Annotated in this window: 12 protein-coding genes; 11 read left to right on the top strand and 1 reads right to left on the bottom strand. The window is 40.2% G+C overall.

Annotation, left to right across the window (positions count from 1 at the left end; translation table 11 throughout):
• Positions 1 to 115 precede the first annotated feature (115 nt).
• The 6 genes from rplJ (at position 116) to NE363_RS16825 (ending at position 10,822) form a co-directional block, all read left to right on the top strand.
• A complete protein-coding gene (gene rplJ / locus NE363_RS16850; RefSeq protein ID WP_002157004.1) occupies positions 116 to 622 on the top strand; it encodes a 50S ribosomal protein L10 in 507 nt (168 codons plus the stop codon).
• Positions 623 to 664: 42 nt separating this feature from the next.
• On the top strand, positions 665 to 1,036 hold the full coding sequence (gene rplL, locus NE363_RS16845) for a 50S ribosomal protein L7/L12 (protein ID WP_001229360.1): 372 nt from the start codon (positions 665 to 667) through the stop codon (positions 1,034 to 1,036).
• Between the two features lie 304 nt (positions 1,037 to 1,340).
• The gene (gene rpoB, locus NE363_RS16840) at positions 1,341 to 5,429 is read left to right on the top strand and encodes a DNA-directed RNA polymerase subunit beta (RefSeq protein ID WP_004699165.1); all 4,089 of its coding nucleotides are present in this window, start codon (positions 1,341 to 1,343) and stop codon (positions 5,427 to 5,429) included.
• An 86-nt stretch (positions 5,430 to 5,515) separates the two neighbouring features.
• Entirely contained in the window at positions 5,516 to 9,709 is a 4,194-nt protein-coding gene (rpoC, locus tag NE363_RS16835) for a DNA-directed RNA polymerase subunit beta' (RefSeq protein WP_004699163.1), read from the top strand.
• A 178-nt stretch (positions 9,710 to 9,887) separates the two neighbouring features.
• Complete coding sequence (locus tag NE363_RS16830; RefSeq protein ID WP_004699161.1) at positions 9,888 to 10,253, top strand: hypothetical protein; 366 nt, start codon at positions 9,888 to 9,890, stop codon at positions 10,251 to 10,253.
• A 212-nt stretch (positions 10,254 to 10,465) separates the two neighbouring features.
• Positions 10,466 to 10,822: a DNA transfer protein p32 gene (locus tag NE363_RS16825; protein ID WP_445535503.1), complete on the top strand. Its 357-nt coding sequence runs from the start codon at positions 10,466 to 10,468 to the stop codon at positions 10,820 to 10,822.
• A 39-nt stretch (positions 10,823 to 10,861) separates the two neighbouring features.
• Here NE363_RS16825 and NE363_RS16820 read toward each other — a convergent pair whose 3' ends face one another.
• Entirely contained in the window at positions 10,862 to 11,347 is a 486-nt protein-coding gene (locus NE363_RS16820) for a DUF4442 domain-containing protein (protein WP_077162854.1), read from the bottom strand.
• 117 nt (positions 11,348 to 11,464) lie between these two features.
• On the opposite strand from NE363_RS16820, the gene NE363_RS16815 reads away from it, so the two are divergent.
• The 5 genes from NE363_RS16815 to htpG all read left to right on the top strand — a co-directional run bounded on the left by NE363_RS16815 (position 11,465) and on the right by htpG (position 17,348).
• On the top strand, positions 11,465 to 12,346 hold the full coding sequence (locus tag NE363_RS16815; protein ID WP_081408178.1) for an alpha/beta fold hydrolase: 882 nt from the start codon (positions 11,465 to 11,467) through the stop codon (positions 12,344 to 12,346).
• Between the two features lie 101 nt (positions 12,347 to 12,447).
• Entirely contained in the window at positions 12,448 to 13,872 is a 1,425-nt protein-coding gene (locus tag NE363_RS16810; protein ID WP_445535502.1) for a Na+/H+ antiporter family protein, read from the top strand.
• Between the two features lie 329 nt (positions 13,873 to 14,201).
• Entirely contained in the window at positions 14,202 to 14,792 is a 591-nt protein-coding gene (locus NE363_RS16805) for an OmpW/AlkL family protein (protein WP_107972898.1), read from the top strand.
• Positions 14,793 to 14,972: 180 nt separating this feature from the next.
• Entirely contained in the window at positions 14,973 to 15,326 is a 354-nt protein-coding gene (locus tag NE363_RS16800; RefSeq protein WP_004699150.1) for a lysozyme inhibitor LprI family protein, read from the top strand.
• 102 nt (positions 15,327 to 15,428) lie between these two features.
• The gene (htpG, locus tag NE363_RS16795; protein ID WP_445535501.1) at positions 15,429 to 17,348 is read left to right on the top strand and encodes a molecular chaperone HtpG; all 1,920 of its coding nucleotides are present in this window, start codon (positions 15,429 to 15,431) and stop codon (positions 17,346 to 17,348) included.
• The last annotated feature ends 40 nt before the right edge of the window (positions 17,349 to 17,388 follow it).

Raw genomic sequence — 17,388 nt, 5'->3', positions numbered from 1 at the left:
TCCAGCCTGCGTAGACGCGGTGGTGTGATTTGTTCCTCCTCCGCGTGTAAGTCGAAAGGCTTACGAATTGGGAGTGTGCCCATTGGGTGCATAAATCACCTTAGGAGGTTTTACAATGGCTCTTCTTATCGAAGACAAAAAACAGATCGTTTCAGAAGTAAGTGAAGTTGCTTCTAAAGCGTTTGCAGCCGTTGTTGCTGACTATCAAGGTTTAAGCGTAGAGCAATTAACAACACTTCGTGTTGAAGCTCGTAAGTTAGGTGTAACTACACGTATCGTACGTAACACTTTGGCTAAGCGCGCATTCCAAGGTACTCAATTTGATATCTTGAACGACAACCTTGTTGGTCCAACAATTCTAGGTTTTTCAACTTCTGAAGATGACATGGGTGCAGCTGCACGCTTGTTTGAAGAATTTGCAAAAACTAACAAAGCATTTGAATTAAAAGCTGCTGCATTTGACGGCAAAGTTTATCAAGGTGCTGATGTTAGCGTAATTGCTAATCTTCCAAACCAAGAGAAAGCGCTTACTATGCTTGCCTCTGTTCTTCAAGCTCCTATTTCGAAATTGGGTCGCCTCATTACAGCGCTCAAAGAGAAAAACGAGTCAGAAGCTGCTTAATCAATTTTACACACCATTCAATATCCATTTGGAGTTATTCTCATGGCTTTAACTAACGAAGAAATCTTAAACGCAGTTGCTGAAAAAACTGTTCTTGAACTTGTTGAATTAATTTCTGCTTTCGAAGAGAAATTCAACGTTTCTGCTGCTGCTGTTGCTGTTGCTGCTCCAGCTGGTGGCGCTGCTGCAGCTGCTGAAGAACAATCTGAATTCAACGTTGAGTTGACTTCTTTCGGTGCTAACAAAGTAGCTGTTATTAAAGCAGTTCGTGAAGCAACTGGCCTTGGTCTTAAAGAAGCTAAAGACCTAGTTGAAGGTGCTCCTCAAGTTCTTAAAGAAGGCGTTTCTAAAGAAGAAGGCGAAGAACTTAAGAAGAAACTTGAAGAAGCTGGTGCTACAGTTACACTTAAGTAATTGTAAAAGGAGTCGGTTTTTAAATCGGCTCCATAAAATGGCTGATGGCTCTTGGGTCATCAGCCTTTTTGCGTTACAATAATCGGCTCGATTTTTGTTAGTTTTGTTTATTTTTTAGAAAAAACTAAATAAATCAATTAATTTCAAATGCTTACCAATATTTTTCTTTTTAAAAAATATTGTTAAGTGTTTTAGTACCACTAAAAGTTGCAGCATTTGTAAGCAGTGGTGGCCATATCGGCCTGTGTAATTCCTTCTGAGCCCGTTCTGCAGGCGGGCTTGGTTTACTTTCCGAGGACTCCAGATGGCATACTCATATACCGAAAAGAAACGGATCCGTAAGAATTTTGGTAAGTTGCCCCAAGTAATGGAAGCACCGTACTTACTCTCGATTCAGGTCGATTCGTATAGAACGTTCTTGCAAGGTGGCAAATCTCCAAAAAACCGTGAAGATATCGGTCTCCAGGCCGCATTTCGTTCAGTTTTTCCTATAGAAAGTTATTCTGGCAATGCTGCTTTAGAATTTGTTGAGTATAGCCTTGGTAAGCCTGAGTTTGATGTGCGTGAATGTATTTTACGTGGTTCGACTTATGCGGCACCAATGCGCGTAAAAATTCGTTTGATTATTAAAGATCGCGAAACTAAATCAATTAAAGACGTACGTGAACAAGAAGTCTACATGGGTGAAATGCCACTCATGACTGAAAATGGTACCTTTGTAATCAATGGTACTGAGCGTGTAATCGTATCTCAATTACACCGTTCACCAGGTGTGTTCTTCGACCATGATAAAGGTAAGACTCACTCAAGTGGTAAAGTGTTGTATTCAGCACGTATCATTCCTTACCGTGGTTCATGGTTAGACTTCGAGTTCGATGCAAAAGATCTAGTTTACGTACGTATTGACCGTCGTCGTAAATTACTTGCTACTGTTGTGTTACGTGCACTAGGTTATAACAATGAACAAATCTTGAATTTGTTCTACGAAAAAGTACCTGTGTACCTAGACATGGGTAGTTATCAAATTGACCTTGTTCCTGAGCGTTTACGTGGTGAAATGGCTCAATTTGATATTACTGACAATGAAGGTAAAGTCATTGTTGAGCAAGGTAAACGTATTAACGCGCGCCATGTACGTCAAATGGAAGCTTCAGGTTTAACTAAGCTTTCAGTTCCTGATGAATACTTATATGAGCGTATTACTGCTGAAGATATTACTTTACGTGATGGTGAAGTAATTGCTGCGAATACGTTATTAAGCCATGAAGTGATGGTGAAGTTAGCGGAAGGTGGTGTTAAGCAATTTAACATCCTGTTCACAAACGACATCGATCGTGGTTCTTTTGTTGCTGATACATTGCGTGCAGACACAACAGCAGGACGTGAAGAAGCTTTAGTTGAAATTTATAAAGTAATGCGTCCAGGCGAGCCGCCAACAAAAGAAGCTGCTGAAAACTTGTTCAACAACTTATTCTTCTCTTCTGAGCGTTATGACTTATCTCCAGTAGGTCGTATGAAGTTCAACCGTCGTTTAGGTCGTCCTTACGAAGTTGGTACTGATCAGAAGTCTCGTGAAGTTGAAGGTATTTTGTCGCACGAAGATATCATCGATGTATTACGTACATTGGTTGAAATCCGTAACGGTAAAGGCGAAGTAGACGATATCGACCATTTAGGTAACCGTCGTGTACGTTCTGTTGGTGAAATGACAGAGAACCAATTCCGTGTTGGTTTAGTTCGTGTTGAGCGTGCTGTTAAAGAACGTTTAAGCCAAGCAGAAACAGATAACTTGTCTCCACAAGACTTGATTAACGCTAAGCCAGTTGCTGCGGCAATCAAAGAATTCTTTGGTTCAAGCCAATTATCTCAGTTCATGGACCAAAACAACCCATTATCTGAGATTACACATAAGCGTCGTGTATCTGCGCTTGGTCCTGGTGGTTTAACACGTGAGCGTGCTGGCTTCGAAGTACGTGACGTACATCAAACTCACTATGGTCGCGTTTGTCCAATTGAAACTCCTGAAGGTCCAAACATTGGTTTGATCAACTCGCTTTCTGTATATGCAAAAGCGAATGATTTCGGTTTCTTGGAAACACCTTACCGCCGAGTTGTAGATGGTCGTGTAACTGATGCAGTTGAATATTTATCTGCTATTGAAGAAGTAGGCACTGTTATCGCACAGGCCGATTCTGCTGTAGATAAAGATGGCAACTTAACAGAAGACTTCGTTTCTGTTCGTCACCAAGGTGAATTCGTACGTATGCCACCTGAAAAAGTGACGCATATGGACGTTTCTGCACAGCAGGTTGTATCTGTTGCTGCATCACTTATTCCATTCCTTGAACACGATGACGCGAACCGTGCATTGATGGGTTCGAACATGCAACGTCAGGCTGTTCCTACTTTACGTGCTGACAAGCCACTTGTTGGTACTGGTATGGAAGCGAACGTAGCACGTGACTCTGGTGTGTGTGTAATCGCAAACCGTGGTGGTGCAATTGAATTTGTAGATGCTTCTCGTATCGTTATTCGTGTAAACGAAGATGAAATGGTTGCTGGTGAGGCGGGTGTAGATATCTATAACCTCATCAAATATACACGTTCGAACCAAAATACTTGTATTAACCAAAATGTTATCGTGAATTTGGGCGACAAAGTTGCTCGTGGTGACATCTTGGCAGACGGTCCATCTACAGACATGGGTGAACTTGCGCTTGGTCAAAACATGCGTGTAGCGTTCATGACATGGAATGGTTACAACTATGAAGACTCGATCTTGTTATCTGAGCGTGTTCTTCAAGAAGACCGTTTAACTTCTATTCATATTCAAGAATTGTCATGTGTAGCACGTGATACTAAGTTAGGTGCAGAAGAAATTACTGCCGATATTCCTAACGTAGGTGAAGCTGCGCTTTCTAAACTTGATGAATCAGGTATTGTTTATATCGGTGCTGAAGTTACTGCTGGTGACATCTTAGTTGGTAAAGTAACGCCTAAAGGCGAAACTCAGTTAACTCCTGAAGAAAAATTGCTTCGCGCAATCTTTGGTGAAAAAGCTGCTGACGTTAAAGATTCATCTTTACGTGTTCCATCTGGTACTAAAGGTACTGTTATCGATGTTCAAGTCTTCACTCGTGATGGCTTAGAGAAAGATGACCGTGCATTAGCGATTGAAAAAGCACAGCTTGATTCTTACCGTAAAGACTTGAAAGAAGAATATAAAATCTTCGAAGAAGCGGCTCGTGAACGTGTAATTCGTTTACTTAAAGGCCAAGAGTCTAATGGCGGTGGTTCAACTAAACGCGGTGATAAACTTTCTGAAGATTTATTATCTGGTTTAGAGCTTGTTGATTTACTTGAAATCCAACCAACAGATGAAGCAATCGCTGAGCGTTTAACTCAAATTCAAGTGTTCTTGAAAGAGAAGAGCGCAGAAATCGATGAGAAATTTGCTGAGAAGAAACGTAAGCTTGCAACAGGTGACGAGTTAACAACTGGTGTATTGAAAGTTGTTAAGGTTTACCTAGCTGTTAAACGTCGTATTCAACCTGGTGATAAGATGGCTGGTCGTCACGGGAACAAGGGTGTTGTTTCTAACATCTTACCTGTTGAAGACATGCCACACGATGCTAACGGTGTACCAGTAGATATCGTATTGAACCCACTGGGTGTACCATCTCGTATGAACGTAGGTCAGATTCTTGAGACTCACTTGGGTATGGCGGCTAGAGGGCTTGGTGACAAAATCGAAAAAATGTTGAAAGAACAACGTACAGTTTTAGAGCTACGTGAATTCTTAGACAAGATTTATAACAAAGTCGGTGGCGAGCAAGAAGATCTTGATAGCTTAACGGATGACGAAATCCTAGCACTTTCAGGCAACTTGCGCGCTGGTGTGCCTTTGGCTACTCCGGTATTTGATGGTGCTGAAGAAAGTCAAATTAAAGATTTACTTGAATTAGCTGACATTTCACGTACAGGTCAAACAGTATTGTTTGACGGGCGTACAGGTGAACAGTTTGACCGTCCAGTAACTGTTGGTTACATGTACATGTTGAAGTTGAACCACTTGGTTGATGACAAGATGCATGCGCGTTCAACTGGTTCTTACTCACTTGTTACACAACAGCCGCTTGGTGGTAAAGCACAATTCGGTGGTCAGCGTTTCGGTGAGATGGAAGTATGGGCACTTGAAGCATACGGTGCAGCATATACCCTTCAAGAAATGCTTACAGTGAAGTCGGATGACGTTGAAGGACGTACTCGCATCTATAAGAATATTGTAGATGGTAACCATTATATGGATCCGGGTATGCCTGAATCGTTCAACGTATTGACCAAAGAGATCCGTTCTTTAGGTATCAACATTGAACTGAAAAATGGTGACTAAGTCGTAAGACTCACGATTTTTTAGGAAAAAACAATATTTGTGACCCAGTCGGGTAAGCGAGGCTTCCCGACACACGGAGAAAAAAATTGAAAGACTTGCTCGATATCATGCGTAAGAAAACGGATTCAGATGGTCATGCACCAATTGAGTTCGACCGTATCCGTATTGGTCTTGCGTCACCAGAAATGATTAAGTCATGGTCTCATGGTGAAGTTAAAAAACCTGAGACAATCAACTACCGTACGTTCAAACCAGAACGTGATGGTTTATTCTGTGCCAAAATCTTTGGTCCAGTAAAAGATTACGAATGCTTGTGTGGTAAATACAAGCGTATGAAATATAAAGGCGTCATTTGTGAAAAATGTGGCGTTGAAGTAACTACAGCAAAAGTTCGTCGTGAACGTATGGGTCACATCGAACTTGCTTCACCAGTTGCGCATATCTGGTTCTTAAAATCGTTACCAAGCCGTATCGGTTTATTACTTGATATGACTCTTCGTGATATCGAACGCGTGTTGTATTTCGAATCATACGTTGTTACTGATCCTGGCATGACGCCATTTGAAAAGTATCAACTTCTTAATGATGAAGAATACTTTACAGCTCTAGAAGAGCACGGTGACGAATTTGTTGCAAAAATGGGTGCGGAAGCTGTTCAAGACTTGTTGAAAGACATCGATCTTGAAGCTGAAATTTCACGTTTACGTGAAGAAATTCCTCAAACAACTTCTGAAACGAAGTTGAAAAAAGCGTCTAAACGCTTGAAATTGATGGAAGCATTCAAAGATTCAAACAACAAGCCTGAATGGATGGTAATGAATGTACTTCCGGTGCTTCCACCAGATTTACGTCCATTAGTTCCACTTGAAGGTGGTCGTTTCGCGACTTCTGACTTGAACGATTTATATCGTCGTGTGATTAACCGTAACAACCGTTTGAAGCGTCTTCTTGACCTTGCAGCACCAGACATTATCGTACGTAACGAAAAACGTATGTTACAAGAGTCTGTAGATGCATTGCTTGATAACGGTCGTCGTGGTCGTGCAATCACTGGTTCTAACAAACGTCCATTAAAATCTTTGGCAGACATGATCAAAGGTAAGCAAGGTCGTTTCCGTCAGAACTTGTTAGGTAAGCGTGTTGACTATTCTGGTCGTTCGGTAATTACTGTAGGTCCTACTTTACGTCTTCACCAATGTGGTCTTCCGAAGAAAATGGCACTTGAATTATTCAAGCCATTTATTTTCGCGAAACTACAAGCTTCAGGTCAGGCAACAACCATTAAAGCTGCGAAGAAAATGGTTGAGCGTGAAACTCCAGAAGTTTGGGACGTTCTTGCATCTGTAATTCGTCAACATCCAGTGATGTTGAACCGTGCGCCAACACTTCACCGTTTAGGTCTTCAAGCATTTGAACCTATTCTTATTGAAGGTAAGGCAATCCGTCTTCACCCACTCGTTTGTGCTGCGTTTAACGCCGACTTCGACGGTGACCAAATGGCGGTACACGTTCCATTGACACTTGAAGCACAGTTAGAAGCTCGTGCGTTGATGATGTCAACAAACAACATCTTGTCACCAGCAAACGGTGAGCCAATCATCGTTCCTTCTCAGGACGTTGTCTTGGGTCTTTACTACATCACTCGTGATGCAGTAAATGCCAAAGGTGAAGGCATGGTGTTTGCTGATACTCACGAAGTAAACCGTGCACTTGCAACTGGTCAAGTTGCGATTCATGCGCGTGTTAAAGTGCGTGTGCATCAAACTGTTATCAATGAAAATGGTGAACGTGAACACCAAACGATTATCGTTGATACAACACCAGGTCGTTGTTTACTTTGGGAAGTTGTTCCACAAGGTTTAAGTTTTGACATGATCAACCTTGAGATGACTAAAAAGAACATCTCTAAGTTAATCAACTCTTGCTACCGTAAACTTGGTTTGAAAGATACAGTTATCTTTGCTGACCAGTTAATGTACTTGGGCTTCCGTCAAGCGACTCGTTCAGGTGTATCGGTAGGTATGGAAGACATGCTCATTCCACCTACGAAACACACAATTATTGATAAAGCGGAAACAGAAGTTCGTGAAATCGAACAACAGTTCGAACAAGGTTTCGTAACTGCTGGTGAACGTTATAACAAAGTTGTCGATATCTGGGCGCGTACAAACGACCAAGTTGCGAAAGCGATGATGGATAACTTGTCTTACACTGTTGTTAAAAACAAACAAGGTGAAGACGAGAAGCAAAAATCATTCAACAGCATCTATATGATGTCTGACTCTGGTGCCCGTGGTAGTGCGGCACAGATTCGTCAGCTTGCTGGTATGCGTGGTTTGATGGCAAAACCAGATGGCTCGATTATTGAGACACCGATTAAAGCGAACTTCCGTGAAGGTTTAACAGTACTTCAGTACTTTATTTCGACACACGGTGCGCGTAAAGGTTTGGCCGATACAGCATTAAAAACTGCGAACTCTGGTTACTTGACTCGTCGTCTTGTAGACGTAGCGCAAGATTTAGTAATTACCGAACCTGACTGTGGTACAGCGGGTGGTTTGGTGATGACTCCATTCATTCAAGGTGGTGATGTCATCGAGCCATTACGTGACCGCGTATTAGGTCGTGTAACTGCTGAAGATGTACGTCGTGCATCTGATGATGAAGTTGTATTACCTCGTGGTACGTTAATTGACGAGAAAATCGCAGCTCAGCTTGAAGAAGCTGGTGTCGATGAAGTTAAAGTACGTTCAGTAATCGCATGTGAATCTACATTCGGTGTATGTGCTCGTTGTTATGGTCGTGACCTTGCACGTGGTCACTTGGTGAACCCAGGTGAATCAGTAGGTGTAATGGCTGCACAATCAATTGGTGAGCCAGGTACACAGTTAACGATGCGTACGTTCCACGTAGGTGGTGCTGCGAGCCGAACTTCTGCTGCAAACAGTGTTCAAGTACGTAATAAAGGTACTGTACGTTTCCACAACGTGAAAACTGTACAACACGCGAAAGGTCATTTAGTTTCAGTTTCACGTTCAGGTGAAATTGGTATTGCTGATGAGCTAGGTCGTGAGCGCGAACGTTATAAACTTCCTTACGGTGCAAGCATCTTGTTGAAAGATGGTGAAATGGTTGAGGCTGGTGGTATCGTTGCAACTTGGGATCCGCATACACATCCATTAGTAACAGAAGTTGCTGGTAAAGCGCGTTTCAGCCAAATTGCTGATGGTGTAACTGCAACATCGAAAACTGATGATGCAACTGGTATGACAACTGTTGAAATCTTACCTGTAACAGCACGTCCTGCTTCTGGTAAAGATTTACGTCCAGCAATCGTATTAGATATGACTGATGGCACTGAACAGTTCTACTTCTTACCACAAAATACAATTGTAACTGTCCGTGATGGCGAAACAATTGGTGTGGGTGACGTTATCGGTCGTGTACCACAAGAAACATCGCGTACTCGTGATATTACCGGTGGTCTTCCGCGTGTTGCTGATTTGTTCGAAGCGCGTAAACCTAAAGAGCATGCAATCTTGGCAGAAGTGTCTGGTATCGTAAGCTTTGGTAAAGAGACTAAAGGTAAGAACCGTTTAGTGATTACACCAGATGACGGCTCTGAAATTTACGAAGAGTTGATTCCAAAATGGCGTCAAATCAACGTGTTTGAAGGCGAGCATGTGAACCGTGGTGAAACTATTTCTGATGGTCCACAAAACCCGCATGACATCTTACGTTTGAAAGGTGAAGTTGCATTAACAAACTACATTGTGAACGAAGTTCAAGACGTTTACCGTCTCCAAGGTGTAAAAATCAACGATAAGCACATTGAAGTTATCGTACGTCAAATGTTGCGTAAAGTTGATATCACTGATGGTGGCGATACAAGCTTTATCAAAGGCGAGCAAGTGGATTACATCCGCGTTGTTCAAGAGAACCAAGCTGTATTGGCTCAGAACAAGTTCCCAGCTAAGTTTGAACGTCAATTGATGGGTATTACGAAAGCATCGCTTTCTACTGACTCGTTCATCTCTGCTGCATCGTTCCAGGAAACAACTCGTGTGTTAACTGAAGCTGCTGTAACAGGTAAAGAAGATGATTTACGTGGCTTGAAAGAAAACGTTGTTGTGGGCCGCTTGATTCCAGCTGGTACTGGTCTTGCGTACCACTTAGAGCGTCGTCGTCAAGAAGCAGAAGCTGCAGAACATGAGCTTCATAATGACTTCAGTGAAGTAGACCAAGCATTTAGCCAAGCATTAAACTCAGAACAATTCTAAGTTTAGATTGGCATTAAAAAAGGCACCTCAGGGTGCCTTTTTTATTTAAAGTTATTTAACAATTTTAAGTTGTAATTACATAAGAATATTAAAGAGCAAATATTTTATTACTTAAGCGGGATAAAGACTCCACATAAGCAAATTAGGCTACCTACTTATGAAAACTGGAGTAAATCGAATGAAAAAAATGATGATGATTGCAGGTGTGGGTTTAATGTCGAGCACTTTGTTTGTAGGTTGTCAAAACGCAAGTCCAGAAAGTAAGCGTATTGGTTCTGCGGCGATTGGTGGTGGTGCTGGTGGTGCAGTGGGTAAAAGCTTGGGTGGTAACCTTGGTGCAGGCTTAGGTGCTGCATTAGGTGCAGGTGTAGCTGCAAATGCAAAAGGTTCGAATAGTAAAACTACGCGTAATAGTGCAATTGGCGCAGGTGTAGGGGCACTTTTAGGTGGAGCAGTCATTGGCGGTGAGGCGGGTGCTGCTGCTGGTGGTGCACTTGGCGGTAGTGCGGGAGCTGCTTATGAGGAAAAAAAAGGGAAGTACTAAGTTAGGTTGATCGTATCTAAATTAGAAGCTCTTAGGTTTTTTGAGAGCTTCTTTTTTTCTTAATTTAAGCGCATTAAGATGAATTAATTATCGATTCTATAAGGCTTTTACAAAATATCAATCGTCCACAACAGTGTGTTAACACAAACTCATAAAATCCCCCATAAAAGAAGATTATGCTTGGAATAGAGCACAATGGAGTGAGTATGGTCATGAAGAAAACAATTGGTTTAGTGTCTACTTTAGTATTATCTGCAGTTATGTTTACTGGCTGTCAAAATATGAGCCCATCTGATCAGCGTATTGGTGCTGCTGCATTAGGCGGTGCTGTGGGTGGTGGCGTAGGTAACCATGTAGGTGGTGGTATAGGTGCGGGTGTTGGTGCAGCAGCAGGCGCTGGTGTGGGGGCAAATGCTAAAGGTAGTGATAGAAGTTCGACAACAAGCAGCGCAATTGGTGCTGGTATTGGCTCTGTTGTAGGTAAAGCAATTTTTGGTGGTGATACGGGCGCTGCAATTGGTGGTGCACTAGGCGGTGGTGCTGGCGCAGCCTATGAAGAGAAGAGATAGAATTTATTGACATAAAATAAGCGCTTTTGAGCGCTTATTTTATTGGTGGAAAGCTTTAGCTTTTTTGCGGCGGATGTAAAGAGTCTTTTGTACTTCAGCAATTCTTACTCCAGATTCATCAAAAATATTGAGATGATATGTTCTAAGAACTGGCGCATAGTTCTCGGCGAGTTCTCGAATCTGCTCAATCTCTGCTAAGTCGACTCGAATGTCAGCGTAAACGGTACTTCGTCCAGGTGATAAAAAGTTAATTTCAGCTGCTTTATCCCAAACAATATATTTTGGTCCTAGATGGTGCATAAGAATAAGCATATAGAACGGGTCTACCATTGAATAAAGACTACCGCCAAAATGTGTTCCCACTAAATTTTGGTTTTTCCAGCTAAGGGGCATTTTTACCCGAACGTGGCAAAGTTCTAAATTCATGATTTCAATATGAATCCCTGCACCACGGTAGGGAGGATAATAATTAAATAAGAATTTAGAGATAGAAGGAATGTTCTGAAGTTTTTTTAAAATAGCCATAATAGTCAATTTTTTTTATTGCAACACTGGTCATACTAGATAAGTATCATCTTTTTTATATTGATGGCAATGCTTTATCCGATTAACGACATGATCAATTGAAAAACAAAATAGGAAATGATTATGCAGCCAAAGATTTATACAGTAACAACAACTGATCAACAAACCCTATGTGCCAAGGCTTGGGGCGATGAGAAAAAGACCCCATTAGTTTTAGTACATGGTTATCCTGATAATCAGGAAGTATGGGAATCGGTCATTGAATATTTAATTAATGATTTTTATATCGTTACTTATGATGTCCGTGGAGCGGGTTTGTCATCTATTCCTAAACGGATACGCGATTACCGTTTAGAGCGCTTATCTTTAGATTTACAAGAAGTCGTCGATGAAGTACTGCCAAATCGACAGTTCCATATGGCTGCACATGATTGGGGTTCGATTCAGTCTTGGGAGTCTGCAACTGAACCTAAATTTAAAGGCCGCTTGTTATCTTACACAACCATTTCTGGTCCTTGTTTAGATCACGCTGCGTTGTTCTTAAGAGATAAATTTAAAACGTCTCCTGCAAAGATCTTAAAAATTTTAACAAAATCATGGTATATCGGTGCCTTCCATTTACCATTTGTCGCGCCAACAGTATGGTCTCTTTTTAGCCCAGAAAAGTGGGGTAAAATATTAAAAGACTTAGAGCGAAAAGATAATTTACCGTTAAATAATAATATTTCTGCTGATGGCAAATACGGGATTAATTTATATCGTGCTAATTTTATTCCTCGCTTAACAGCACCTCGTCAGCGTTATGCGCAGTGTCCAGTTAAAGCAATTATTTTAAAATATGATACTTTTGTGAGCCCTGAATATATTACGGAAGCGATGCCAAAATGGGTTGAAAACTTTGAGTATGTTGAGCTTGAAGCAAACCATTGGGCTATTTTAAGTCAAGCTGAGAAAGTAGCAGCTCATATTCGTCAGTTTATTCAATCACAAAGCAAATAAGTGGCTGTTTAATATACAAAACTGCTAATTTGGCGATATTTTCGGCTTCGTAGATGCGAATCTGATAGAATATCGCCTTTTGTTTTGTTCTGAATTTGTTGATGAATGCTGTTGTTGTGGCGATTGCTGTGATGTTTTTACTCTCACTAGCACGCGTTTCTGTCGTATTGACATTAGTGGTTTCTGCCATTGTTGGTGGTCTTGTCTCGGGTTTAAGTCTTTCTCAAACAGTTGATGCTTTTAATGCAGGCCTTGGTGATGGTGCTGAAGTTGCGCTCGCTTATGCCGTATTAGGTGCCTTTGCACTTGCTCTTTCTAAATCGGGTTTACCTGACCTACTTGCCCATAAGCTGATTGGTTTATTAGGAATGGAAGCGGGGAAAAGCCGTGAAACCAAAGTAAAATATTTACTCTTAGGTATTCTACTCATTTCTGCGATTTTCTCTCAAAACCTGATTCCGGTTCATATCGCATTTATTCCTGTACTCGTACCGCCATTATTACGAGTCATGAATCACTTGAAACTAGACCGCCGCGCCGCAGCTTGTATTCTGACTTTGGGCTTGGTGGGTACCTATATTTTTCTACCTGTTGGTTTTGGTGCGATTTTCCTTGAACAAATTTTGATGGGGAATATCAACAAAATCGGTGCTGCTTATGGTTTACATGTAGAACGAGGCATGATGCCAATTGGTATGGCAATTCCAGTTTTAGGTATGGTGTTAGGCACTTTAGTTGCAGTATTTATTAGTTACCGTAAACCAAGAATTTATGCTGATCGAGCTATTACTCCTGTAACCACGATTGATTTAGATAAACCTTTACGTGCAACAGTACAAGATGAAACAGCAGATCTAAAAGCAGATGCAGAAGAACTTAAAAATGAAGCAGAACAAGCTCCTGTCATTGCAAAAAAAACAATTTTTATGGCTTTACTGGCGATAGGTCTCACTTTAGTTGCACAGCTTTATTCTGGCTCAATGATTTTAGGTGGTCTAGTCGGCTTCGCAATTTTGTCTACAGCAGGCATTTTTAAATGGCAAGATGCAGATGATGTGTTTGTACAAGGTATGCGAATGATGGCTCTAGTCGGCTTTATTATGATCTCTGCTGCGGGTTTTGCATCAGTCATGACGCATACGGGTGATATTAATCAACTTGTAAAAGGTGTGGTTGAAATTATTGGTGATAATCGTGCCCTTGCGGCTTTCTTAATGCTTTGTATTGGTTTGTTTGTCACGATTGGTATTGGTTCATCTTTCTCTAGTGTTCCTGTCTTGGCAGTGATTTACGTTCCTTTATGTGTACAGTTTGGTTTTTCACCATTAGCAACGATTGCACTGATAGGTACAGCTGCGGCTTTAGGTGATGCAGGCTCTCCAGCTTCTGATTCAACGCTAGGGCCTACAGCTGGTTTAGGTGTTGATGGGCAACATGACCATATTTGGGATACTGTTATTCCAACATTTATTCATTTTAATATCCCTCTACTCGTTTTTGGCTGGATTGCAGCTATGATTTTATAATTTTTCATAATATATTAAATTTAAAGCCTTCTTAATAATTATCCAAAGGTGATCATTAAGAAGGCTTTTTTTATGGAATAAATAAAACATGTATTCAAAATAAATTATATTAAAATGCTCGGATTTAAAAGTATATTAAAAAAGTTGGTTATATAAAATAATTCTGATTAATAAGGTTGGAATAAAAACCAATTAAAATAGTTGGTTAATATATAATTTTATTTAAAACAGTTATTTAAAAATAAATATAAAAATAATTTTATAATAGGTGTTGCATCAATTTAAAATAAATGTTTATTATAAATATAAATAAGGTTGGAGATATTAAAGTGTTCAAAAAAGCATTGGTTATTGCATTAATGGGGATGTCTTCATTTACTTTTGCTGGTAATTGGCAAGTAAAATTTGGTGGTAGTGTTATTGCTCCATCTGACGATACAACGACTCCTTTAGGCGTAGTAAAAGCTGATCATGAATATGCATTTACACCATCAGTTGAATACTTTTTTGGCGAATCTCCTTTTTCGGCTGAATTATTATTAGCAGCGCCCGTCAATCATGATGTTTTATTAGATGGTAAGAATGCCGCTCGTATTAAACAATTACCACCAACAATTACTGCAAAATATCATTTTAAAAACTCAACTCGTTTCACACCGTATATTGGTATAGGGGCGACAGCATTCATTCCTTGGGATGAGCAAGGCGTTGCTGTGAAAGTAAAAGAAGATTTTGGTGTAGCTGGGCAAGTTGGTTTTAACTTTCAGCCTGCTGATGCGAAAAACTGGGGAGTATTTGTAGATGTTCGTTATGCAGATATTAGCCCTGAAGTAACAATTGATCCTTCAATTGCTAATTATAAGTTCGATTTAAATATTAACCCATTTGTTTACACTTTAGGTTATAGCTATAGATTTTAAGCATAATAATAAATAGAAAGAATATAATAACAAACCTAGACTCAGGCACCTCACATAGATTTTATGTGAGGTTTTTTATTTTTAACATCACTAAAAAAGCATAAAACAGACAGTTTTCTACATATTCTTTCACCTTTTATTTTTAAACTATTTTTTATATATCTTTAAAGGAATAATCTCATGAATAGAAAATTTGCCATAGCTCTAGCACTTTTTAGTGGTATGGCTTTTGCCCATAATGTACAGGCTGCTAGTTTTTCGTGTAATGCTGCAAAAACTAAGACAGAACTGAGTATTTGTAAAAACCGTTCTTTAAATGATGCCGATGTGAAAATGGCAACGACCTATCAAATTGTTTTACATGCGTTACCGATGGGAGGCAGAGATAATCAAAAAGATACTCAACAACAATGGTTGAAAAAAAGAAATGCCTGCGCTGCCAACGTTAGTTGTATTTCCAAAGCTTATCAGCAGAGACAACAACAGTTGGATTCTATCCTGCAAGATAGAGTGTTAAGCCATGGCCCATTTTAATTAAAGTAAAATTTTTTAATATTCAGGATTGAAAAATTCTAGAAATACTCCATTCATAAAGCATTCGAGAACAAACAGACTTCAAAATTTAAGGAGTGATTTATGAGTGAACAAGCATCACAAAATTATAGTTTCCAAGCAGAAGTAGCACAGCTTTTACATTTAGTGACGCATTCTCTCTATTCTAACCCTGAAATTTTCTTGCGTGAGCTGATCTCTAATGCATCTGATGCATGTGATAAGTTACGTTTTGAAGGAATCAATCATCCTGAATATTATGAAAATGATCCAGATTTACATGTACGAATCAGCTTAAATAAAGAAGATAAAACCTTAACGATCTCTGATAACGGTATTGGTTTAAGCCAACAAGAAGCAATTGATAACTTGGGTACCATTGCAAAATCTGGTACTAAAGACTTCATGTCAAAATTGACGGGTGACCAGAAAGCAGATGCTCAGTTGATTGGTCAGTTTGGTGTTGGTTTCTACTCAGGTTTTATTGTTGCCGATAAAATTACGGTTGAATCACGCCGTGCAGGTTTAGATGCATCTGAAGGTGTGCGTTGGATTAGTGGTGGTACTGGCGAGTTTGAAGTTCAGCAAATTGATAAAGCTTCACGTGGTACTGACATTATTCTTCACTTGCGTGATGACGCGCTTGATTATTTAGAATCTTATAAAGTTAAGCAGATTGTTAACAAATACTCTGACCACATTAGTTTGCCAATTGAAATGCAAAAACAAGTTTGGCAAGAAGAGGAAGTCGCTGAGGGTGAAGAGCCTAAAGGTGGCCAAATGGTCAAAACTGACGAGTGGGAAGCGATTAACTCTGCAAGTGCTTTATGGACTCGTAACAAAAGTGAAGTGACAGATGAACAATATGTTGAGTTTTATAAAAACTTAACGCATGACTTTGATGCACCACTTGCTTGGGCGCATAACCGAGTTGAGGGTAGCACTGAATATACCCAATTACTTTATATTCCAAGCAAAGCTCCTCATGACATTTTTACACGTGAAGCAAAAGCGGGAATTAAGCTATATGTAAAACGTGTCTTCATTATGGATGATGCAGATAACTTAATTCCAAACTATTTACGCTTTGTACAAGGTGTGGTGGATAGTGCAGATTTACCGCTGAATGTGAGCCGTGAGTTATTGCAAGAAAGCCGTGACGTTAAAACAATTCGTGAAGGTAATGCACGCCGTGTATTGACTGTACTTGATGGTTTGGCTAAATCAGAAGATGAAAAAGACCAAGAAAAGTTCAAAGCGTTCTACACTGAGTTTGGCTCAGTACTTAAAGAAGGTTTGGGTGAAGACTTTGGTAATCGCGAACGTATTTTAAAATTATTACGTTATGCAACTTCAACAAATGATGAAGTCGTAACTTCTTTTGCAGACTATAAAGCTCGCATGAAAGAAGGCCAAAAAGCTATTTATTATGTGACTGCTGACAGCTTAGCTGCTGCTAAAAACTCACCACAGCTTGAGTTGTTTAAGAAAAAAGGCATTGAAGTATTGTTAATGGCAGAGCGTGTTGACGAATGGGCAATGAATTTTGTTCAAGAGTTTGACGGTACTCCATTGAAGAATGTTTCTAAAGGCGCGGTTGATTTAGGTGACTTGCAAGATGCAGAAGAGAAAAAGGCACTTGAGCAAGCGGCTGAACAATTTAAGCCTGTGGTTGAAAAGCTAAGTGACTCATTGAAGGCCAAAACTAAAGAAGTACGTGTAACAACCCGTTTGGTCGACTCTCCAGCGTGTTTAGTAACAAGTGAAGGTGAATTATCACCGCAACTTATTCGTATGCTGAAACAAGCAGGTCAAGCTGTTCCTGAAATCAAGCCAATTTTAGAAATTAACCCTGAGCATCCTTTGGTGAAAAAACTTGAAGGTTCAGAACAGTTTGATGACTTGGCAAACGTGATTTTTGATCAGGCTGTGATTGCAGAAGGTGGTTTACCAGAAGACCCAGCTGCTTATGTGAAGCGTATTAATAGCCTATTGTTGAAATAATTTTTCGATATAAAAAAAGCCTCTGAACTGTCAGGGGCTT

The sequence above is a fragment of the Acinetobacter sp. G18 genome (genome assembly GCF_052660225.1).
The sequence above is the reverse complement of the archived record's forward strand: the minus strand, read 5'-3'. Positions and strand labels throughout refer to the sequence as shown.

Bases quoted from the DNA above. Each gene is read 5' to 3' on its own strand.
- rplJ (WP_002157004.1), top strand. From the start codon at position 116: ATGGCTCTTCTTATCGAAGACAAAAAACAGATCGTTTCAGAAGTAAGT.
- rplL (WP_001229360.1), top strand. From the start codon at position 665: ATGGCTTTAACTAACGAAGAAATCTTAAACGCAGTTGCTGAAAAAACT.
- rpoB (WP_004699165.1), top strand. From the start codon at position 1,341: ATGGCATACTCATATACCGAAAAGAAACGGATCCGTAAGAATTTTGGT.
- NE363_RS16830 (WP_004699161.1), top strand. From the start codon at position 9,888: ATGAAAAAAATGATGATGATTGCAGGTGTGGGTTTAATGTCGAGCACT.
- NE363_RS16825 (WP_445535503.1), top strand. From the start codon at position 10,466: ATGAAGAAAACAATTGGTTTAGTGTCTACTTTAGTATTATCTGCAGTT.
- NE363_RS16820 (WP_077162854.1), bottom strand. From the start codon at position 11,347: ATGGCTATTTTAAAAAAACTTCAGAACATTCCTTCTATCTCTAAATTC.
- NE363_RS16815 (WP_081408178.1), top strand. From the start codon at position 11,465: ATGATTATGCAGCCAAAGATTTATACAGTAACAACAACTGATCAACAA.
- NE363_RS16810 (WP_445535502.1), top strand. From the start codon at position 12,448: ATGAATGCTGTTGTTGTGGCGATTGCTGTGATGTTTTTACTCTCACTA.
- NE363_RS16800 (WP_004699150.1), top strand. From the start codon at position 14,973: ATGAATAGAAAATTTGCCATAGCTCTAGCACTTTTTAGTGGTATGGCT.
- htpG (WP_445535501.1), top strand. From the start codon at position 15,429: ATGAGTGAACAAGCATCACAAAATTATAGTTTCCAAGCAGAAGTAGCA.